Source organism: Streptomyces sp. NBC_01390 (assembly GCF_045040105.1).
Taxonomy (GTDB): domain Bacteria; phylum Actinomycetota; class Actinomycetes; order Streptomycetales; family Streptomycetaceae; genus Streptomyces.
This window is the reverse complement of sequence record NZ_CP109551.1, coordinates 9,620,652-9,642,141: the sequence shown is the minus strand read 5'-3', so window position 1 is coordinate 9,642,141 and position 21,490 is coordinate 9,620,652. Positions and strand designations below refer to the sequence as shown.

Sequence of the window (21,490 nt, the reverse complement as noted above, 5' to 3'; positions counted from 1 at the left end):
TGTTCTCAGCCTTTCTCAGTCCTTGGGCTCACGTCTTCGACGCGGGCTCCCGGGCCGGCAGGCTGTCCATGAAGGAGCTGACGGAGAATACCGCGCGGCCGGGACCGGGTTCGCCGTAGCCGGGGGGTGAGGCGAGGCCGAACTCGTCCATCGTGGCGCGGTAGGCCTCCAGCAGGCGGATGTGGTACTCCAGCGGCGCGCCCTGGGGGTTGGCCTTGCCGAGCGGGGTGGTGGGCTCGGGGCACCAGGTGGTGAAGCGGGGCGTGATGCCGTGCGACATGAAGAAGCGCAGGCCCTCGGTGGTGGAGGCGATGGCCTCGTCGACGGTCGTGAACCCGGACGGAGCGGCCATCTCCACACCGGCCACGAAGTTGGGGATGACGTTGCGCGCGCCGAAGACTTCCGCCGAGTCGAGGATGCGCTTGTGCCACTCGTCGCGGCCCACGTAGCGCTCTTTGCCGGGGCAGTACAACTCGAAGAGCTTGCGGTCCCACACCTCGTAGTTGGGGTGGTAGATCTGCACGCCGTAGTCCTTGAAGCGCTGGACGTCGTCCTTCGGCAGCGCCTGGGCGACGACCTTGCCGATCCAGCGGCCCGGGAAGTGCTCCTCGATGGCCTTCGCGTACATGCCGTAGAAGTCGGCCTCGTCGCGGCCCTGGAGCTTCGAGGTGATCGCACCGCCGGTGAGCGTGTAGGCGGTGGACGTCTTGTTGGTGTCGTACCGGTTGATGATCTCCAGTGCCTCAAGGACCTCGTCCACGTCCTTGACGCCCGTGTAGGGCCGGCCGGCCGCCTTGTGCTGGCGCCAGTTGTGGTTGATGTCGCAGTACTGGCACTCCTCCTTGGCGCCGAAGTACTGGCAGACCCGGAAGACGGTCAGGTAGACCAGATAGCCCCACTGGATGGTCGGGGCCACCTCCATGACGGACTTCCCGTTGGAGAGGGTGTGACGGTAGTACTCGGGCATCGGCGGGACCCCGACGTCGGAGATCCGCTTCCCGTCCAGGTAGAGGCCGAGGACGCCGTCCTCGTCGGCGGCCACCCGGTAGGGCGAGGCGGGGTTCACCCGCACCGACACGACGGTCCGGCGCAGGTCGTAGGGGCCGCCGGTGAGGATGATCTCCTCCGGCGGGCGGCGCAGCGCGGCCTCGCCCAGCTCGGGAAGGGTGCCGTGGTCGAAGGAGAAGATGAAGTACGACTTCGGCTTGACGTCACCGCTCTCGTTGTCACTGAGCGCGGACGGGTCGAAGGCCACACCACCCCTGAGCAGGTCCTCTTTGAAGACGGCTTCCCGCGGTACGTGCGGAAAACGCTCCATCAGGTCCTCGACCAGCGCGGTGCGGCTGCCCATCCCGTGTCTCCTCCAGCTCCGGTCCAGCTCCGGCGGTACTCCGGCGTTCGACTCCTCACGGTATGCCCCCGCCTGCGTGTCCGTGGTCGCGGGGCCCCTCGGGCATGTCACATCCACCTGCGTGAGAAGGTCATCGCATCTGAGCGGAGGGACGGACCCGATGGCCGAGACGCTGACCAACTGGGCGGGCAACATCATCTACACGCCCACGGAGCTGCACCGACCGCGCTCCCTGGACGCCCTGCGGGCGCTCGTGGCCCAAAGCGCCGGGGTGCGGGTGCTGGGCAGCGGGCACTCCTTCAACGACATCGCCGAGCCGGGCGCCGACGGCGTCCTGCTCTCCCTGGCCGGGCTGCCCCAGGAGATCGACGTCGACACCGCGGCCCGTACGGTCCGGGTCGGGGGCGGGGTCCGGTACGCGGAGCTGGCCCGGGCCGTCCACGGGCGCGGGCTCGCGCTGCACAACATGGCGTCCCTGCCGCACATCTCGGTGGCGGGGTCGGTGGCGACCGGTACGCACGGCTCGGGCGTGGACAACGGTTCGCTGGCCAGCGCGGTGCGCGCGGTCGAGCTGGTCACGGCGGACGGCTCGACGGTGACGATCACCCGGGGCGAGGACCGGTTCGAGGGCGCGGTCACCGCGCTCGGCGCGCTGGGCGTCGTCACCGCCCTCACCCTCGACCTGGAGGCGGACTTCGAGGTCGAGCAGTACGTGTTCACCGAACTTCCGCTGGACGGGCTGGACTTCGAGGCGGTGGCGGGCGCCGCGTACAGCGTGAGTCTGTTCACCGACTGGCGGGCGCCGGGCTTCCGGCAGGTGTGGCTGAAGCGGCGTACCGACCAGGCACCGCCGGACTTCCCGTGGGCCGCTCCCGCCACCGAGGCGATGCACCCGGTGCCGGGGATGCCGGCCGTGAACTGCACGGAGCAGTTCGGTGTGCCGGGGCCCTGGCACGAGCGGCTCCCGCACTTCCGGGCGGAGTTCACGCCGAGCAGCGGCGAGGAGCTCCAGTCGGAGTATCTGCTGCCGCGCCCGTACGCCCTGGACGCGCTGCGGTCGCTCGACGCGATCCGGGAGGTCGTCGCGCCGGTGCTCCAGGTGTGCGAGGTCCGGACGATCGCCGCCGACACCCAGTGGCTGAGCCCGGCGTACGGGCGGGACAGCGTGGCGTTCCACTTCACCTGGGTGGCGGACACCGAGGCGGTGCTGCCGGTGGTGCGGCGGGTCGAGGCCGCGCTGAACCCGTTCGGGCCGCGTCCGCACTGGGGCAAGGTGTTCACCGTGCCGGCGGAGACGGTGCGCGGACGGTATCCGCGGCTGGCGGACTTCGGGGCGCTGGGGGCGTTTCTCGACCCCTCGGCGAAGTTCACGAACGCGTTCGTACGGGAGGCGCTCGGCGGCTGACCTCGCGCCGGGTGCGTGATCGAGTGCGCCGGGACTTTCTTCAGCCCCTTTCCTAACCCCTTGTCGAACCTCCCCCGCTGCCCATAGCCTTGCGCCGCGCCGGTGCCGTCGTGCCCCGGGCTGTCAGCACTGAGGTCTGCACGGCGAGGGGGCATGCCCGGTGGTGAAGCGCACATCGCGTGACATCCGCACCGCGAACCGCTACGAGGTACTGCGCCAGATCATCGCCCAGTCGCCCACCTCCCGGCAGGAGCTGGCCGCCGCCACCGGGCTCAGCCTGGCGACGGTGGCGACGCTCGTCGGGGAGCTGATCGAGCTGCGGATGCTGACCGAGGTCGGGTTCGAGGACTCGGCGGGTGGGCGCCCGAGGGGGCTCGTGGCGGTCAACGAGACGGGCGGCGCCCTCATCGGCGTCGACATCGCGGAGACGTACGTCCGGGTCGAGCTGTTCGACCTGGGGCTGAACGTCCTGGCCCGCGCCGCCGAGCACATGCGCCCCGGCGAGAGCCGCCCCGAGCAGGTGGTCGGGCATGTCACCACGGCCGTCGGCTCGGTGGTCGCGCAGGCCGGCATCGAGGGCGCCCGGGTCCTCGGCGTCGGGGTGAGCGTGCCGGGGCAGGTGGACCGGGTCACCGGTATCGCCGAGTACGCGCCGAACTGGGACTGGCACGACGTACCCCTCCTCGACCTGCTCACCGAGCACATCGCCTATCCGCTGTACCTCGACAACCCGCTGCGCGCCTGCGCCGTGGCCGAGCTGTGGTTCGGGGCGGTACGGGGGCACGGCAACGCTGTCGTGGTGAACCTCGGTACGGGCGTCGGCGCCGGTCTGGTGATCGGCGGCGCGGTGCACCGGGGGGTCAGCAACAGCGCCGGGGAGTGGGGGCACACGACGCTCGTCCTGGACGGGCGGCCCTGTCACTGCGGCAACCACGGGTGCGTCGAGACCTACGTGGGCGCGCCAGGAATCATGCTGAACCTGGAGGAGTTGGACCCGGGTGGCGCGCTGCTGCGTCCCGACGACCAGACGGCGACCGTCGACGCGCTGGCCCGTGGGGTCGCCGCCGGTGATCCGGTGGCCGTGAAGGTGGTCCGGGACATGGCCCGGTATCTGGGCGCGAGCATCTCCGACCTGGTCAACCTGCTCAACCCCGAGATCGTCGTGCTGAGCAGCTGGGTCGCTGCCACGCTCGGCGAGCCGCTGGTCACCGAGGTGCGCGAGGCGGTGGCCCGGCACGCGCTGAAACGGCCCCTGGCGGCCACCGAGATCGTCCTCTCCCCCATCCCCGGGGATCCGGTGTGCCTGGGCGCGGCGACCTTCGCGCTCGAAGGCGCCCTGTCCGCGGTCATCCAGCGGTCGTCGACCGCCCGGCGCGGTGGCCCGATGCCGCTGAAATAGGTCTGGGCCAACCTCAACCACCCCCGTGCGAACCGCAGTTGAGGCGGTCCGCCGATCCGTCGCGTCCGATATCCCGAACACTCCGCAACGTTTCGAACGGGCTTCGTCCAACCCCTTGCCGAAGGCTTAGCCGAAGGTTAACGTCCCGCTCCGCAACTTCATTTGAGCCATCTGGCGCTGAAGCGACAGAGCCGCAGCCGTACTCGAGACAAGGACGTCACATGTCGGCATTGAGCAACAGCAACTGGGACCGCCGGAACGTTCTGCGGGCCGCCATGGGCCTGGCCGCCGCCGGCGGACTGACAGCGTGCGGCGGGAACACCGGCCGCAGCGGCGGGGGTTCGGGCGACTCGCTCGTCCAGTACTTCCACGCGTACGGCGAGGCGGGCACCGAGCAGGCCATCAAGAAGTACGCCAAGGCCTACAAGGGCGCCGACGTGACCACGCGCTGGATCACCGGCGACAACTTCGAGTCCAAGCTCTTCTCCTCGCTGCTCACCAAGCAGGCGCCCGACGTCTTCGAGTTCCACCCGCAGCTGCAGATGGTCAAGAGCGGCCAGGTGGCCGACCTGAGCGACCTCATCGACCCGGTCAAGGACGACTTCAACCCGAACGACATCAAGTCGCACACGGTCGACGGGAAGATCTACGGGATCCGGATGATCGACGACCCGCAGTTCTTCTACTACCGCAAGTCGATGCTGGAGCAGGCCAAGGTGGAGGTTCCCACCACACTCGAGGAGCTGGTCGAGGCCGCCGCCAAGCTCACCACCGACAAGGTCAAGGGCGTCTTCCTCGGCAACGACCTCACGGCGATCCAGAACGTCATCATCTTCTCGGCCGGCGCCGACACCATCGACGCGAACAACAAGATCGCCTACCACACAGACGGTGTCGTCGACGGCCTCAAGCAGCTCCGCAAGCTCTTCACCAGCGGCAACCTGCTCCTCGACGCCCCCACCAACTTCTGGGACCCGTCCTCGCTCAACCAGGGTCTGTGTGCCATCCAGTGGGGCGGCATGTGGTCCATGCCGGCCATGCAGGCGGCGCTCGGCGACGACCTCGGCATCTTCCCCTTCCCGAAGATCGGCAGCAGCGGCAAGCAGTCGGTCTACAACGGCGGCTGGTCGATGTTCGTCAACGCCAAGAGCAAGAACCTCGACGCGGCCAAGGAGTACGTCAAGTGGCTGTGGATCGACCAGAAGGAGTACCAGGAGGACTGGGCGCTGTCGTACGGCTTCCACATCCCGCCGCGCACGTCGATCGCCAACTCGGCCACGAAGCTCAAGTCGGGCCTGCCCGCTGAGGCCGTGAAGCTCTTCACCGACTTCGGCCACTTCGACAACATCTCGTACGACCAGACCATGCAGACCGCGTTCGCCGAGGTGATCGCGTCCTCCGTTCGCAAGGACGGCGACCCGGAGAAGGCGCTCGACACGTGCGACAAGAAGGTCGACGTCGAACTCAAGAAGCTGTTCGGATAGGCCGCCGGGAAGACAACGCCATGTCGACGACCACCACACGCGGGGTCGCCCAGCCCGCCCCGGCCAAAGCCTCCCAGGCTCGGCCGCGGCGGGGCCTGCGGGGCAACGCCACCCTCAACTTCTGGCTCTTCACCGGACCGTTCCTCATCGGCCTGGTGATCTTCGTCTTCGTGCCGATCGGCTGGAGCATCTGGCTCAGCTTCTTCGACGCGCGGTACACCGTCACGCCGAGCAACTTCGTCGGCTTCGACAACTACAAGCAGATCCTCACCAACAGCGACTTCCCCGACTCGCTGCTGACGTTCTCCGTGTTCGCCGCGTTCATCGTGCCGACCACCTGGGCGCTCTCGCTCGGACTGGCGCTGCTGGTGCACCGGCTGCGGTTCATGCGGGCGTTCTTCCGGTCGGTGTTCTTCCTGCCGACCGCGGTCTCCTACGTCGCCGCCGCGCTGATCTGGAAGATGTCCATCTTCAGCGGCGTCCGCTTCGGCTTGATGAACACGGTCCTGAGCTGGTTCGGTGTGGACAACATCGCCTATCTGGCGAACCCGAGTCCGCCCTGGTACTGGCTGGTCATCGTGAGCCTGCGGCTGTGGATCCAGTCCGGGTTCTACATGATCCTGTTCCTGGCGGCGCTGCAGAACATCCCCGCGGAGCTGTACGAGGCCGCCGCCATCGACGGTGCCAAGCCGGGTTGGCAGACCTTCCGGCACATCACTCTGCCTCAGCTGCGCGCCACCTCGACAGCGGTGGTCCTCCTGCTGCTCATCGCCGCCTACCAGGCGTTCGACGAGTTCTTCAACATCATCGGGACCAAGGCGACCTGGGCCCAGACACCGCTCATGGAGCTCTACAAGGCAGCCCTCGGCAGCAGTCAGGACTACGGCGCCGGCAGCGCGGGCGCGGTCATCCTGTCGCTGCTCATCTGTCTCGTCACTCTGGTGCAGGGCAAGTTCATGGGCTTCGGCAGAGGGGAGGAGGCCAAGTGACCACCACCGCACCTCAGGTTCGCAAGCAGCGTGGGAAGGGCCGGGGCGTCCTCGGCAACGCAGGGTTGTACTTCGCCGTCGGCGTCGCCGCCCTGCTCTTCCTGATCCCCTTCTATCTGATCCTCCGCAACTCCCTCTCCACGGATCTGGAGATCACGGGCGAGAACTGGAAGCTGCTCCCGTCCTTCCAGTGGGGCAACATCTCCGAGCTGTTCGCCGACCCGACGGTCGAGTTCGGCCGCTCCCTGTGGAACTCTCTGGTCGTCGCCGTCCTGACCACCCTCGGTACTCTTCTGGTGTGCTCCCTCGCCGGATACGGCCTCGCCCGTATCCCGTACAAGCACGCCAACAAGGTCTTCTACGCCGTGCTGGCGACCCTGATGATCCCGACAGCCGTCACCTTCGTCCCAAGCTTCGTGCTGGTCTCGTCCCTCGGCTGGGTGGACACCTACCGCGGCCTGATAATTCCCGGTCTCTTCAGTGGTTTCACCTGCTTCCTTTTCCGGCAGTACTTCCTCGGGTTCCCGAAGGAGCTGGAGGAGGCGGCGCGGGTGGACGGGCTCGGCTACTGGGGCGCGTACTGGCGGGTCGTCGTACCCAACTCGCTGAACTTCATCGCGGCGATCGCCACGATCACGTTCATCAGCGCCTGGAACGCCTTCCTGTGGCCTCTGGTCATCGGCCAGGACCCGAGCTCCTGGACCGTCCAGATCGCGCTCTCCTCCTTCATGACCAACCAGACCGTAAACTTCCATCTGATCTTCATGGCCACCGCCATCTCCATCCTTCCCTTGGTGTTCGTGTTCCTCTTCCTCCAGCGCTGGCTGGTGCAGGGGATCGCGCAGACCGGAATCAAGGGCTGAAACCAAGGGCTGACACCTACACCTCACCCCAGGAGACCGATGTCCCTCCGCACCACGGCAGAGTCCACATCGACGACGACCGACTACGTCGAGGACGTCTCACCCGGCAGCGGGGCCCTTCCGCCCCGCGCCTGGTACGCGTCCTCGGACGCCGGATCGCTGTCCCTGAACGGCAACTGGAGTTTCCGGCTGTCGTCGACCGCCGACGGAGCGGACGACTCGTTCGCCGAGCCGGGATACGACGCCGGGGACTGGGCCGAGGTGACGGTCCCCGGCCACTGGGTCCTCCAGGGCGACGGAGAGTTCGGTTCGCCGATCTACACCAACGTCCGCTACCCCTTCCCGGTGGACCCGCCGCGGGTGCCGACCGAGAACCCGACCGGCGACCACCTGCACGTCTTCGACCTGCCGTCCGACTGGCCAGACCTGTCGGACGGCGGGGCGGTGCTCCGTTTCGACGGGGTCGAGTCGTGCGCCCGGGTGTGGCTGAACGGCACGGACCTCGGCGAGTTCAAGGGCTCGCGGCTGGCGCACGAGTTCGCCGTCGGTCATCTGCTGAAGCCCGGCGGCAACGTCCTCGCCGTCCGGGTCCACCAGTGGTCGGCGGGCTCCTACCTGGAGGACCAGGACCAGTGGTGGCTGCCGGGCATCTTCCGTGACGTGACGCTGCTGCACCGCCCGGCGGGCAGCGTCCTCGACTTCTTCGTGCACTCCTCGTACGACCACACGGCCGGTGAGGGCACGCTCCGCGTCGAGTCCGACGTCGAAGGGCGGGTCACCGTCCCCGAGTTGGACATCGATGTCAGGACCGGCGAGCCGGTGACGGTCCCGGTCGAGCCGTGGACCGCCGAGACGCCCCGCCTGTACGACGGTGTGCTGGTCACGGCCGGTGAGCGGGTGCCGTTGCGCATCGGCTTCCGTACCGTCGAACTGGCCGACGGACTCATCAAGGTCAACGGAAAGGCCGTCCTCTTCAAGGGCGTCAACCGGCACGAGTGGCACCCCGAGAAGGGGCGCGCCCTCGACCTGGAGACCATGCGGGCCGACGTGCTGCTGATGAAGCGGCACAACGTGAACGCCGTCCGCACCTCGCACTACCCGCCCCACCCGGCCTTCCTCGACCTGTGCGACGAGTACGGCCTGTGGGTCATCGACGAGTGCGACCTGGAGACCCACGGCTTCCACGAGCAGAACTGGCGCGACAACCCCGTCGACGACGACCGCTGGACCCCGGCCCTCCTGGACCGCGCCTCCCGGATGGTCGAGCGCGACAAGAACCACCCGTCGGTCGTCATCTGGTCGCTGGGCAACGAGGCCGGCACCGGGCGCGGGCTGACCGCCATGGCCGAGTGGATCCACGGCCGCGACAGCTCCCGGCTCGTGCACTACGAGGGCGACTGGGACTGCCGCGACACGGACATGTACTCCCGCATGTACGCCGACCACGCGGAGACCGAGCGCATCGGGCTGGGCCTGGACGGCGGCACCAGCAAGCGCCGCGGACTCCCCTTCATCCTCTGCGAGTACGGCCACGCCATGGGCAACGGCCCCGGCGGCATCGCCGACTACCAGCGGATCTTCGAGGCCCACGAGCGCACCCAGGGCGGCTTCATCTGGGAGTGGATCGACCACGGCGTCAAGGACGAGCGGTTCGGCTACGCGTACGGCGGTGACTTCGGCGAGGAGCTGCACGACGGCAACTTCGTCTGCGACGGGCTGATCTTCCCGGACCGGACGCCGTCACCGGGGCTGGTCGAGTTCAAGAAGGTCATCGAGCCGGTCCGGATCGACGGCGACGGTACGGCCGGGACCGTGCGCGTGACGAACGCGTACGACTTCGCCGACCTGTCCGCGCTCACCTTCGAGTGGTCGTACGACGTCGACGGCACGGCGGTCGAGACCGGCACCCTGGAGGTGCCCGCGACGCTGGCCCCCGGCGAGTCGGCGGACCTGAAGCTGCCCGAGCCGCCCGCCGACACGCGGGGCGGGGCGGAGTCGCAGTGGACAGTACGGGCGCTGCTGGCCGAGGAGTCGGCCTGGGGCGCGAAGGGACACCAGGTGGCCTGGGGTCAACTCCCGGCGTCCGCACGCCCGTTGCCGACGGTCGCCGCCTCGGCCGCGCCCGCTGTGGCCGACGGGGTCATCACCCTCGGCCCGGGCTCCTTCGACGCCCGCACGGGTGCGCCGCGGTCGATCGGCGGCCGCGAGGTCCAGGGGCTGCGGCTGGACGTCTGGCGGGCGCCCACCGACAACGACGACGGCGCGGCCTGGCAGCCGGACGAGCGCTACGGCATGCTCTGGCGCCAGCTGGGCCTGCACCGGATGCAACACCGCCTGGACGCCGTCGAGTTGGCCGAGGACGCGCTGACCGTACGGACCCGGGTGGCGCCCGCCGCGGCCGAGGTGGGCCTGAACACGGTGTACCGCTGGACGTCCGACGGCGACAGGCTGAAGCTGACCGTGTCGGTCGTCCCGGAGGGCGACTGGACGCTGCCCCTGCCGAGGCTCGGTATCCGTCTGGGCCTGCCGGACGCGGACCGGGTGACCTGGTTCGGCGGAGGCCCGGGCGAGGGCTACCCCGACACCAAGTCGGCCTCCATGCTGGGCCGTTGGGAGTCCACCGTCGACGACCTCCAGACTCCCTACGTCCGCCCCCAAGAGAACGGCGCCCGTGCCGACGTCCGCTGGGCGGAGCTCGGCGGTCTGCGGGTCGACGGCGACCCGGAGTTCTGGTTCACGGCCCGCCGCTGGACCAGCGAACAGCTCGACGCGGCCGGTCACCTCACCGACCTGGCACCCGGCGACACCGTGTGGGTCAACCTCGACCACGGACAGCAGGGCATCGGCTCGCAGTCCTGCGGGCCGGGCACGCTCCCGCAGTACCTGCTGCGCGTACAGCCCGCTGAATTCTCCTTTGTGTTCTCGGCACCGGACGCCTGACACTGTTACCGGTAACCACGGCCGTCCGGCTGCACCGCCGGACGGCCGTGTTCGCGTGTTCCAGGCACCCCCGGAGGTTTTCCGCGTGAGTGGCTCCATCGAGGTCAGCGGTCTGTCCCGCACCTTCCACACCACCGTGCGCCGGCCCGGATTCGCGGGCGCGCTCAGGTCCCTCGTCAATCCGGAGCGGGTCGCGAAGGACGCCGTCTCCGACATCTCCTTCAGTGTGGCGCCGGGCGAACTCCTGGCCCTGCTCGGGCCGAACGGCGCCGGCAAGTCGACGACCATCAAGATGCTCACCGGCATCCTCACCCCCACGTCCGGCGAGGCACACGTCGCCGGGGTGGTGCCCTACCTGGAGCGCGAACGCAACGCCCGCAACATCGGGGCGGTGTTCGGCCAGCGCACCCAGCTCTGGTGGGACCTGCCGGTGCGCGAGTCGTTCTCGATCCTGCGGGACATCTACGAGATACCCAAGGCCGAACACGCCGTACGGCTGCGGGAGTTCGACGACCTGCTGGAACTGTCCACGTTCTGGGACACCCGGGTACGGCATCTGTCGCTGGGCCAGCGGGTGCGCTGCGACCTGGCCGCGGCCCTGTTGCACGACCCGCAGGTCGTGTTCCTCGACGAGCCGACCATCGGGATGGACGTGGTGGTCAAGGAACAGGTGCGGGAGTTCCTGCGCCACCAGGTCGAGGAGCGCGGCCGGACCGTGCTGCTGACCACCCACGACATGACGGAGGTCGAGCGGCTCGCCGAGCGGGTCGTCCTCGTCAACCACGGCCGGCTCGTGCTGGACGGCACGCTGGACGAGATCAAGAAGAGGTTCGGCTCGACCTGGCAGGTCCGGGCCACGCTGGCGGACCCGCACGCGGAGGTCGAGGCGCTTCCCGGCATCGCGCTGCTGCGCCACGAGGGTCCCCAGGTGGTCTTCGGCCCCGACGGCCCGGCCTCTCCCACGGTCCACCAGGCGCTCAAGCGGGTCATCGAGCGGTACGAGGTGACGGACATCGCCCTCGACGAGGCCGACCTGGAGGACGTGATGCGCGCCGCCTACGTCCAGGCCGAGGTGTCCGAAACGTACGGGGGCGGCTGACATGGCCGTCCTGCATGCCTGGCGGTCCGCCAGGGTCACCCCGCTCGGTGAGCTGCACGCCCCGCCCCGGATGACCGCCGCCCTGGTCAGGCTGACCGTCCAGGTGGTCCTGGTCGCGTCCCTGTGGCACGGCCTGTACCAGCAGAGCGGTACGACGGCCGGCCTCACCCGCGACCAGGCGGTGACGTACGCCGTGATGGCCGTACTCGCCTCCCGGCTGCGGGAGTTGGACCAGTACGCGGGCCGGGACACCGTGCTCCAGCACATGCACTTCGGCACGATCGTCTACTGGTACCTGCGCCCCCTGGCACCCCAGCGCTACTACGCGCTGCGAGCGCTGGGCGAGCAGTTGTACGGGTTCGCGTGGGCGCTGGCCGGGTTCGCGCTCTGTCTGGCCGTCGGGGTGGTCCAGCCGCCCGAATCGGCCGCCGTGGCCGGGGTGTTCGCGCTCAGTCTGCTGCTCGGCCAGCTGGTCCTGTACTACGTCATGCTCGTCATCGACCAGCTGTGCTTCTGGACGCTGCGCAACGGCGCCGCGATGCTCATCCTGATCTTCGCGCAGAACCTCCTGTCCGGGGTGTACGCACCGCTGTGGTTCTTCCCGGACTGGTTCATCACCCTCAGCTCCTTCCTGCCCTTCCAGGCCACCCTGAGCGTGCCGCTGTCGCTGTACGTGGGGCGCGTCCCGCTCTCCGACGCCGCCTTCCAGCTCTCCGTCCAGGCCGCCTGGATCGTCGTACTGGCCCTGTTCACCCGGTTCCTGTGGCGGCGGGCCGCCCTCCGAGTCATCTCCCAGGGAGGCTGATCCGTGAACGGCGTACGTATCGCGTGGCGCATCACGCGCCTCAACTTCCGTGCCCAGCTGGAGTACCGCTCCGAGTTCCTGATGATGATCGCCATCGGCGCCGTCTGGCAGGTGTCGGTGATCGTGTTCGCGACGGTGCTGCTGACCCGGTTCGCCGGGATGGGCGGCTGGGACAGCTCGGAGGTGCTGCTGATCCCGGCGACCAGGATGCTGGCGCACGGCATCTTCGTGCTGTTCCTCGGGCGGATGCACGGCATCGGCCGGATCATCCAGGAGGGGATGATCGACACCTATCTGGTCCGTCCGATGCCGGTGTTCCGCCAGGTCCAGCTGTCCGTCTTCCCCACCAACGCCATCGGCGACCTGACGGTGGCCGCGGGCCTGATGGCGGGCGCGCTCTCCCGCAGCGACCTGGACTGGACTGCGGGCCGCATCACGTACCTCGTGGTCTGCGTCCTCGGCGGGATGCTCCTGGAGGCGGCCCTGTTCACGGCGGTGGCCTGCGCCTCGCTGCGCTTCCCGGCCGCCGACTACTGGGGCCGCTGGCTGGAGGAGCTGCTCGGCACGTTCGGCAGCTATCCCCTGAACGTCCTGCCGAGGGCGGTGAGCGGGTTCCTCACCTTCGGACTGCCGCTCGCGTTCGTCGCGTACTTCCCGGCGGCGGTGCTGACGGGCCACGGCCACGACACGGGCGTCCCGTACTGGCTGGCGGCGGCCTCGCCGTTGCTGGGCCTGGTGGCGTTCCTGGGGGCGCGGCTGCTGTGGCGGTGGAGTTTGGGGCACTACACGGGGGTGAACGGGTGACAGGCAGGGCGCCCGTGTCCGGCATACGTGGGGCGCTACCTCGGTAGCGCTTCAGCGTCGCCGGGATGTGCTCGGCGAAGTACTTGAGGCGCCCGCTGCGTCTCTTTGTTTCGCCTCGAGTGCCTACGATCCCGGAATCTGAGCAACCCGGTGGCCGTGCAGCGGGCCGAGCTCACCCGGATACTTGAGAGCGCTGAACAGCGCAGACCGGTGCGGGACGCCAACGCCACCCGGGCAGTGGCATCCCGCACGCGGCATCATGAACCGTTGATCAATTTCTGAATCTCGGGCGGAAGTTTGTTGCCCGAGTAGGAGGCAACGAACTTGGCTTCATCGGGCGTGTCCCCGACTGCAATGGCCACCTCCGGGGAAATGCCGTCCACCTCATAGGCGGTCTCCGTCGCCTCCACTTCGGCTTCGTCCTGCCCGCCGGTGTCGTCGCAGGGCGGGATGGTGGCGGCACCGAGTTTCTCTCCGGCCACGAATTTCACATTCGCGACGTCCCGGTATGTTCGGTTCTCATACTGGACCCGGTAGGCACAGGACGCCGATTCTTCGTCACCGTCACTGCTGCTGCCCGCCGTGCACGCCACAGCCGACACCAAAATGGCCGCCACCAGCGGCAAGCTCGTGAATCGCCCCGCCCAGCTCATCAACGTCCTCCTAGTAGATGCTGCGAAGCGCCAGGATGTCTCCCTTGCCGAGCGTCCTGGCGATCGTCTTGCACGTGAACGAGTTCGTGTACATCGTGAGGTTTTCGTGTCCCGAACCGACGTGACTCAGTCCGAAGACGTGTCCGGCCTCATGAGTACCGACGGAGCGGATGTCATATTTGTTCGAGCAGCTGCTGGTCGGCTTGTTCGTGAAGTCGAAATCGTGGGTGTTGAAGCGGATGTCGGCTTCACGCAAGTCGTTCTTCACGCCAGGCATGGACCAGGTGTACGAGCAGGTCGTCGCGACGACACCACTCTTGAGGTCTCCCGCGTCCCACACACTCAGACCGTCCTGGCCAGTGCACTTGCCGGTGCTACTAACGCTCGCCTCACGACTGGTCTCGGACAGGAAGTTCGATTTCGCGCCGACGTAGTCGCCGAACCCGCAGTTGTTGTAGCTGTCGGTGATGTTGTCGATGGCGTCGTAGAACGCCCACTTGGCGTCTGTCCGAGACAGCCCCCCAGGCATCCCGCCGTCGCCGATGTACCAGTTGTAGGTGCCGTACTCCTTGCGGTCGGCCGTCGAGTACGCACCATCGCTGCACGCCGAGGCGGAGCTGAGCGCGTCCACGTCTGCCACTTCGGCGCCCGCCGCGTTTGCGTCCGAGGCGTCGGTGACCGTGTCCGTCTCCACCGGCAGGCCGGCTGCCGCGTCAGCGTTGTCCGCCAGTGCGTCGGGGAGATCGGAGCCCGCAGTGGAAGTGTCCGCGCCGGCGTCGTCAAGGTTGTAGGACACCTTGCCGTCCGTGGCGACCTCCAGCGTGAACCCGCGTGACTGGCCGTCCGTGGTCAGCATGTCGATGCTCGCGGCAGAACCGGGTTCGGGCACCGTCACACCGGCGCCGTCGTACGTCACCACGCGCCCAACCGCGTCGCACAAGATCACAGACGAGCCGGCGGGCAAGTCGCTGATGGTCAGGTCCCCGTCCGAAAGCTCACAGACGTCCGGCCCTGCTACGGCCACGTTTGTGCTGCTGACGGCCGCTGACAGCGAAGCCGCGAGCACAAGGGCCGTGATTGCTCTACCTATGAGTCCGGAGTTACGCCCAGCCACTCTCCACCCCCGTGGATGTCCTCCCGCAGTGCGGGACTTGATCAATTCCCGTGGAGAGTAGCTGTCAAGTCATCATGAATTCTTTACAGTTCAGGACAAAAGCTCACGCGTCTACGCCTGGCCTTCGACTCACTTGTGTACCGATTTGCGTTGGTACCGACTGCTCTCCGACCGCTACTACATGAACAGTTGCCCTGCCACAGACGGCGCGCTTGCCGTATTCCGGCGCCACGACCCGATTCCGTTTAAGACCTTGATTCCTCGCCCACAGAAGTCCGCCCAGCATGCTCACGCCGCAAATTTCAGGAGTACCGCAAGCAGGTCCAGGCGGTCGGGATCACCCCGCTCATCGCCCGCCGCCGCACCGAACACGGCTCAGGGCAGCCCGCCCCGGAGCGCGAGTGCGGTCCGGGGCGGGCTCATGGTGTCGCCGGTGGGATCAGGCCAGGCCCTCGGACTTCAGCCACTGCTTGGCGACGTCGCTCATGTCGTCGAGCTTGGCGACCTTTCCGTTGAGCACCATCAGTTCCTCGGTGGTCAGGGCGGCGGACACGGCGTCGAGCGTGCTGCTGACGGTCGGTGTGAGCTTCTTGGTGTTGCCGACGGGCAGGATGTTCTCGGCCAGGAAGAGGTTCTTGTCGTCCTTGAGGACGACGAGCTTGTTCTTGGCGATGGCCGGGTCCGTGCTGGTCATGTCACCCACCTGTACCTGGTTGCCGGTGATGGCGGCCAGGGTCAGCGGGCCTCCGGCGTCCAGCGAGACGAACTTCTTGAAGTCCAGGCCGTAGACGTCCTTCAGCCCGACCACCCCGTTGACCCGGGTCTTCCACTCCGGCGGCGCCCCGAGAGCCATCGACCCGGCCACCGGGGCGAGGTCGGAGATGGTGCTGAGGCTGTTCGCGGTCGCGGTCTTCTGCGTGACGGCGAGTACGTCCTTGTCCTCGGCGGAGGACGCCTTGAGCGAGCTGATGCCCGCCGGCAGCGCCTTCTTCAGCGCGGCCGTGACCTCGTCGGGGGTACTGGCCTTCGTCTTCGGGTCGAAGTACTGGAGCAGCGCGCCGGTGTACTCCGGGAGCAGGTCGATCGAGCCGTCCTGGAGCGCGGGAATGTACGTCTCCCGGCTGCCGATGTTCAGCCGCGTCTTGACCTTGACGCCCTTCGCCTTCAGCGCCTCCGCGTAGATGGTGGCGAGCAGTTCGCTCTCGCTGAAGTTCGCGGACCCCACGGTGATGGTGTCGGGGGACGACGACGCGCCCGCGTCGGCCGTGGTGCTCATCGGGTCGCCGCCGCCACCGCACGCGGTGAGGACGAGGGCACCGGTCGCGGCGAGCGCGCCGAGGCCGAGGAGCTTCCCGGCTCTGGTGTTCCGGCTTCTTACGGACGTACCGGCAATGAGGTTGGTCTTCATCGTGCTCTCTTCACTGTGCGGGGGCCTTGGGCGTGGCCGGGAGGGAACGGGGACTGCGGGGGGAGACCCTGCGGGTGAGGCCGGGCGAGACGGCGAGCCGGGCCAGACCGAGCAGGACGAGTTCGACGACGAGGGCGAGTGCGGCGACGAGGAGTGCGCCGCCCGCCATCTGCGCGTAGTCGTTCTGCGCGAGACCGTCGATGAGGTAGCGGCCGAGGCCGCCGAGCGAGACGTACGCAGCCACCGTCGCGGTCGCGATGATCTGCAGGGCGGCGGCGCGTATCCCGGACAGCATCAGCGGGAGCGCGCAGGGCAGTTGGACGCGCAGCAGGATGTCCCGGCGGCGCAGACCCATGCCGCGCGCGGCGTCCACGGCGGCGGCGTCGACGGCGAAGACGCCCGCATAGGTGTTGGTCAGGATGGGCGGCACCGCGAGCAGTACGAGCACGAGCAGGCTCGGGATGGTGAACGCCAGGTCGGAGGTGATGCGTGGGGTGATCAGCAGCACCGCGATCATCAGCACGCCCAGGGTCGGCAGTGCCCGCAGCGCGTTCGCCAGTCCGCCGACCAGGACACTGCCGCGCCCGGTGTGCCCGATCAGCAGCCCGGCGGGCACACCCAGTACGAGGGCGATGGCGAGCGCGACGGCGGAGAGTTCGAGGTGGGCCAGCACCTGGGTGGGGATGCCGTCGGGACCGCTCCAGTTGGCGGGGTCCGTGAGCCAGCCGGTGATGCTCATCGGGCGGTCCTCCCGGGCTGCCAGGGGGTGAGCGCGTGCCCGGCGAGCAGGATCAGCCCGTCCAGCAGCAGCGCGATGACCAGGCTCAGTACGACGCCTGTGACGATCGGGGTGAAGAAGTGGAGCTGGAAGCCCTGGGTGAACAGCGTGCCGAGCTGCGGTACCCCGAGCAGTGCCGCCATGGAGACGAGGCTGACGTTGGAGACCGCCGCGACCCGCAGCCCGGCGGTGATGACCGGTACGGCGATGGGCAGTTCGATCCGCAGCAGGCGTTGGCGCGGGCGGTACCCCATCGCGTGCGCGGACTGAACGGCCTCGGCCGGCACCGCGGAGAGCCCGTCGGCGACCACGCGCATCATGAGCGCCACGGTGTAGACGCTCAGCGCGACCACCACGTTGACGGGGTCGAGGATGCGGGTGCCGAGCACCTTCGGCAGCAGGATGAACAGCGCGAGGGACGGCACGGTGTAGACCAGCCCGGCCAGCGCCACCAGCAGCGGGTAGAGTCCGCGGCTGCGGTGGGCCAGCCAGCCGAGCGGAAGCGCGACCGCCAGTCCGATCACCAGCGGCAGCACGGACAGCCACAGGTGCCAGCCGACGAGGTCGGTGATCTCTCCCAGGTTGTGGCTGAGCCACTCGCTCGCGCTCACCCCTGGCTCCCGGCTGCCGCGGCCGGTACGTCGCCCGAGGTGCTCGCCTCGATCGCGCGGGCCACCGAGGTCGGCGAGACGGTGCCCGCCAGCCGCCCCTCGGCGTCGACGACGACGCCGCGCCCGCTGGGCGAGGACAGCGCCGCGTCCAGCAGCTCGCGGAAGGTGCCGTCGACACGGGCCGTGGTGGCGCTCAGGTTGAGGTCCCGTTCGGTCACCCGGTCGCCGTCGAGCCGGTCGAGTGCGGCCCAGCCGACCGGTTTCCCGTCGGTCCCGGTGACCAGGATCCAGCCGTCAAGTGCCGCTGCCACGGCCTGTGTCCGCGTCGCTCCGAGTGCCACCGAGGGCTCCGGTACGGGCAGTACGGTGCCTCCCGTACCGGTGAAGCCCAGTGCCCGGTAGCCGCGGTCGCGGCCGACGAAACCGGCGACGAAGGCGTCGGCCGGGCGGGCGAGCAGTTCGGCCGGGGCCGCCATCTGGGCGAGCCGCCCGCCCTCGCGGAGCACCGCGACCTGGTCGCCGAGTTTCAGTGCCTCGTCGATGTCATGGGTGACCAGCACGATCGTCTTGCCGATCTCACGCTGCAGGCGCAGGAACTCCTCCTGCAACTGCCCCCGCACCACCGGGTCGACGGCGCTGAACGGCTCGTCCATCAGGAGATACGGCGGATCTGCGGCCAGTGCGCGGGCGACGCCGACGCGCTGCTGCTGCCCGCCGGACAGCTGCCAGGGGTAGCGTTCGGCGAACTGCGCCCCCAGACCGACCCGTTCGAGGAGTTCCAGGGCCCGGGTGCGGGCCTCGCGGCGGCCGAGCCCGAGGAGCCTGGGGAGCGCCATCACGTTGTCGGCCACGTTCTTGTGGGGGAAGAGCCCGGCATGCTGGATGACGTAGCCGATCTTCCTCCGCAGCTGCGTGACGTCCGTCCCCGCCACCGGCTCCCCGCCGAGGCTGATCGTGCCGACGGTGGGCTCGATCAGCCGGTTGATCATGCGCATCGAGGTGGTCTTGCCGCACCCGGAAGGCCCCACCAGGACGGTGATCTTTCCGGTGGGCGCTTCAAGACTCAGCCGGTCGACGGCGACCGTACCGTCCGGATATGCCTTGGTGACATTGTCGAATCGGATCATGACTTTCTCTCCGTTGCGGTGCGGTTGACCCGGAGGCCGTATTCCAGCTGCGGCGGATTCCCGCCGAGCGAGCGCGACAGATCGTGGGCCTCACCGGCGAGCCGGGTCCCGATTCGGGTGATGCTGTCGCCGCGCAGCCGGTAGTCGGGGATCACCACGCTCAGGGCGGCGATCACCCTGGAGCCGGTGAGCAGCGGTGCGGCGATAGCCGAGACGTCGCTTTCGACGCCGTGTTCCACGACGAGATAACCGCGGGGCGGCGTGTCCCCCGCGAACACCGCACCGACCGAGGTGCCCCGCCGCGGGACCGTCCGGCCGACCCAACTGGTGTGCCGGACCGAGTGGGTGCCCTCGGTGATCGCGATGTACAGGGCGGTGTCGTCGTGCGAGGGGATGCTCAGGTACACCGACTCCCGGGTCACCGCGGCGATGCGTTCCATGGCCTCGTGGCACAGCGACACCAGTGACTCGTGGCTGAGCGCCTGGGCCCCGATCTGCACGATCCGGGTCCCCGGGCGGAACGAACCGTCGGTCTCGCGCCGTACGAAGCCGCCGTTCTCCAGCGCTCGCAGGAGGCGCAGCGCGGTGCTGGCCGCCAGCCCGGTTTCCCGGGCGCACTCCGCCAGGGTGATGGTCCCGTGCTCGCACACCACGGCCAGTAGAGCCATCGCCCGCTCGGCGGTCCGTGTCGACGCCTCGCTCATAGCCACCTCCTGAATTGGCCGCAACGGTAGACGCGGCTTTTTTTCAGGCGAGTGCGCGGGCGTTTCTGGTGGGTGAATCCCTATTGCCACCTGATGGAAAGATGGTCACTTTACGTAATGCTCAATGAGCGGAGAGGGATCTAATCCCGTCCGTGAATCACCCCTCGAAGATCGATTGAGGGCACTTGGAGAGCCAGCAACTCGAAAAGCGTCCGCAATTGCAGAACTCTCTGCCGTCTGGTGGCAATCGGAATTCATTCAGCGGAAACCGGTGCGGGCCAAGTGGTCTGGTTTGCTGTCAAGGAACCATCCCGCGCTACGAGGACGGAACACGGAATATGAGCGTTTCCCGGGAGACGATGGTCCCCGCGCCCGCCGCGCCGGTGGACCTCGCGCCGGTGGTCGTCGGCCACGCCCCGCTCACCATCGCCGACATCGTGGCGGTGGCCCGGCACGGAGCCCCGGTGGCGCTCACCGAGGAGGCCGTCCGGGCGGTCGAGGAGATGCGAGTACGCCTGCTCGCCGGCCTCGGCACGGACGCGCCGCCCGTCTACGGCCTCACCACCGGCGTCGGAGACCTCTACAGCGTCTCCGTCACCCCCGAACACGTGTCGCGAGCCCAGCTGAAGATACTGAAGAGCCACGCCTGCGGGGTGGGCGCGCCCTACCCCGTCGAGGTCATGCGCGCCATGATCCTGCTGATCGTCCGGGCCATGGCGCAGGGCCGCAGCGGCGTGAGCATCGGCCTCGTCGACACCCTCGTCGCGATGCTCAACCGGGGTGTCACCCCCTGGTCGCCCGGGCGCGGCTCGGTCGGCTACCTGATCGGCACCGCACACATCGGCCTCGTCGTCGCCGGGCTGGGGCAGGCCTACCACGGCGGCGCGCTCCTGTCCGGGGCGGAGGCGATGCGCCGGGCGGGGCTGCCGGTACGGGACCTGGGCCCCCGCGAGGGCCACGCGCTGGTCAGCGGTACCTACGAGGTGACCGCCATGGCCGCGCTCGCCGTCCACGACGCGCGGGCGCTGACTTTGACCGCCGACATAGCGGCGGCGATGAGCCTGGAGGCGTTGCGCGGCAACGACCGCGCCTTCGACCCGCAGGTGCAGCAGGTCCGTCCGCACCCGGGCCAGACGGCCACGGCCACGAACCTGCGCACGTTGCTCGACGGCAGCGAGATCGTCGCGAGATACCGCCACCACCGCCTCCAGGACCCGCTGAGCCTGCGGTGCGCGCCCCAGGTCCACGGCAGCGCGCGCGACGCGCTGGACTACGTGGAACGGACGGTCTTCGTCGAGGCCAACTCGGTCACCGACAACCCGTTCTTCAGCGTGAGCCCCGAGGACGACACGGTCACCGCCCACACCGGCGGCAACGGCCACGGCGCGCCGGTCGCGATGGCGCTGGACGTCCTGACCATCGCCGTCACCCACCTGCTCAACATCTCCGAGCGCCGCACCGACCGGCTGACCAACTCCCACGTCAGCGAGCTGCCCGCCTTCCTCGCGGCGCCCGGCGGCGAGGACTCCGGCTTCATGATCCCGCAGTACGTCACGGCCTCACTGGCCGCCGAGGCCCGCGCCCTCGCCCAGCCCGCCTCGGTGCACAGCATCCCGACCTCCGCCATGCAGGAGGACCACGTCAGCATGGGCGTCCCCGCCGGATGGCAGGCGCGGCAGGCCGTCGAGTACGCACAACAGGCGCTCGGCATAGAGGTCCTGGCGGCGGCGCAGGGCCTGGAGTACCACGGCGGCCTGCGTCCCGGGACGGGCACAGGCGCCGCCTACCGGGCGGTCCGCGAGCGCGTGCCCCGGCTGGCGGAGGACCGCGAGCTGTACCCGGACCTCGCCGCGGCCGCCGAGCTGGTCGCCGACGGCGCTCTCGTGGCGGCCGTCGAAGCCGCCGTCGGCCCGCTGGCCCGCTGACGCGGCACGGCACGGCAACCCCCCACAAGCG

General features: G+C 68.9%; 18 protein-coding genes. 10 read left to right on the top strand and 8 right to left on the bottom strand.

Annotated features, from left to right (window positions below; all coding sequences use genetic code 11):
• Positions 1-28: 28 nt before the first annotated feature.
• Positions 29-1,351: a radical SAM protein gene (locus OG241_RS43220; RefSeq protein WP_405823627.1), complete on the bottom strand. Its 1,323-nt coding sequence runs from the start codon at positions 1,349-1,351 to the stop codon at positions 29-31.
• A 160-nt stretch (positions 1,352-1,511) separates the two neighbouring features.
• On the opposite strand from OG241_RS43220, the gene OG241_RS43215 reads away from it, so the two are divergent.
• The 9 genes from OG241_RS43215 (at position 1,512) to OG241_RS43175 (ending at position 13,139) form a co-directional block, all read left to right on the top strand.
• Complete coding sequence (locus OG241_RS43215) at positions 1,512-2,756, top strand: FAD-binding protein (RefSeq protein WP_405823625.1); 1,245 nt, start codon at positions 1,512-1,514, stop codon at positions 2,754-2,756.
• Positions 2,757-2,919: 163 nt separating this feature from the next.
• Entirely contained in the window at positions 2,920-4,155 is a 1,236-nt protein-coding gene (locus tag OG241_RS43210) for an ROK family transcriptional regulator (RefSeq protein WP_405826748.1), read from the top strand.
• A 221-nt stretch (positions 4,156-4,376) separates the two neighbouring features.
• Positions 4,377-5,639, top strand: coding sequence for an ABC transporter substrate-binding protein (locus OG241_RS43205; protein WP_405823623.1), 1,263 nt, complete (start codon positions 4,377-4,379; stop codon positions 5,637-5,639).
• Between the two features lie 20 nt (positions 5,640-5,659).
• Positions 5,660-6,628, top strand: coding sequence for a carbohydrate ABC transporter permease (locus OG241_RS43200; RefSeq protein ID WP_405823621.1), 969 nt, complete (start codon positions 5,660-5,662; stop codon positions 6,626-6,628).
• A complete protein-coding gene (locus OG241_RS43195) occupies positions 6,625-7,491 on the top strand; it encodes a carbohydrate ABC transporter permease (RefSeq protein WP_405823619.1) in 867 nt (288 codons plus the stop codon). Before OG241_RS43200 ends, OG241_RS43195 begins: the two co-directional genes overlap by 4 nt.
• Positions 7,492-7,530: 39 nt before the next feature.
• Positions 7,531-10,431 (top strand): glycoside hydrolase family 2 TIM barrel-domain containing protein, encoded by a 2,901-nt coding sequence (locus OG241_RS43190; RefSeq protein ID WP_405823617.1) that lies wholly within the window; start codon positions 7,531-7,533, stop codon positions 10,429-10,431.
• 85 nt (positions 10,432-10,516) lie between these two features.
• Positions 10,517-11,530: an ATP-binding cassette domain-containing protein gene (locus OG241_RS43185; RefSeq protein ID WP_405823615.1), complete on the top strand. Its 1,014-nt coding sequence runs from the start codon at positions 10,517-10,519 to the stop codon at positions 11,528-11,530.
• Between the two features lies 1 nt (position 11,531).
• Positions 11,532-12,335 carry an ABC transporter permease gene (locus OG241_RS43180; RefSeq protein ID WP_405823613.1) on the top strand — a complete coding sequence of 268 codons (804 nt, stop codon included), beginning with the start codon at positions 11,532-11,534 and terminating at the stop codon, positions 12,333-12,335.
• 3 nt (positions 12,336-12,338) lie between these two features.
• Positions 12,339-13,139 (top strand): ABC transporter permease, encoded by an 801-nt coding sequence (locus OG241_RS43175; RefSeq protein WP_405823611.1) that lies wholly within the window; start codon positions 12,339-12,341, stop codon positions 13,137-13,139.
• A gap of 257 nt (positions 13,140-13,396) precedes the next feature.
• Here OG241_RS43175 and OG241_RS43170 read toward each other — a convergent pair whose 3' ends face one another.
• The 7 genes from OG241_RS43170 to OG241_RS43140 all read right to left on the bottom strand — a co-directional run bounded on the left by OG241_RS43170 (position 13,397) and on the right by OG241_RS43140 (position 19,534).
• Positions 13,397-13,792 carry a DUF6281 family protein gene (locus OG241_RS43170; RefSeq protein ID WP_405823609.1) on the bottom strand — a complete coding sequence of 132 codons (396 nt, stop codon included), beginning with the start codon at positions 13,790-13,792 and terminating at the stop codon, positions 13,397-13,399.
• Positions 13,793-13,802: 10 nt separating this feature from the next.
• On the bottom strand, positions 13,803-14,738 hold the full coding sequence (locus OG241_RS43165; protein ID WP_405826747.1) for a matrixin family metalloprotease: 936 nt from the start codon (positions 14,736-14,738) through the stop codon (positions 13,803-13,805).
• 607 nt (positions 14,739-15,345) lie between these two features.
• Entirely contained in the window at positions 15,346-16,314 is a 969-nt protein-coding gene (locus OG241_RS43160) for a glycine betaine ABC transporter substrate-binding protein (protein WP_405823607.1), read from the bottom strand.
• A gap of 10 nt (positions 16,315-16,324) precedes the next feature.
• A complete protein-coding gene (locus OG241_RS43155; protein ID WP_405823605.1) occupies positions 16,325-17,053 on the bottom strand; it encodes an ABC transporter permease in 729 nt (242 codons plus the stop codon).
• Entirely contained in the window at positions 17,050-17,703 is a 654-nt protein-coding gene (locus OG241_RS43150; RefSeq protein ID WP_405823604.1) for an ABC transporter permease, read from the bottom strand. The genes OG241_RS43155 and OG241_RS43150 overlap by 4 nt, the downstream gene beginning before the upstream one ends.
• Positions 17,700-18,830 (bottom strand): ABC transporter ATP-binding protein, encoded by a 1,131-nt coding sequence (locus tag OG241_RS43145; RefSeq protein ID WP_405823602.1) that lies wholly within the window; start codon positions 18,828-18,830, stop codon positions 17,700-17,702. Before OG241_RS43145 ends, OG241_RS43150 begins: the two co-directional genes overlap by 4 nt.
• The gene (locus tag OG241_RS43140) at positions 18,827-19,534 is read right to left on the bottom strand and encodes an IclR family transcriptional regulator (protein ID WP_405823600.1); all 708 of its coding nucleotides are present in this window, start codon (positions 19,532-19,534) and stop codon (positions 18,827-18,829) included. Before OG241_RS43140 ends, OG241_RS43145 begins: the two co-directional genes overlap by 4 nt.
• A 338-nt stretch (positions 19,535-19,872) precedes the next feature.
• On the opposite strand from OG241_RS43140, the gene hutH reads away from it, so the two are divergent.
• The gene (hutH, locus tag OG241_RS43135) at positions 19,873-21,459 is read left to right on the top strand and encodes a histidine ammonia-lyase (RefSeq protein ID WP_405823598.1); all 1,587 of its coding nucleotides are present in this window, start codon (positions 19,873-19,875) and stop codon (positions 21,457-21,459) included.
• Positions 21,460-21,490: the final 31 nt, after the last annotated feature.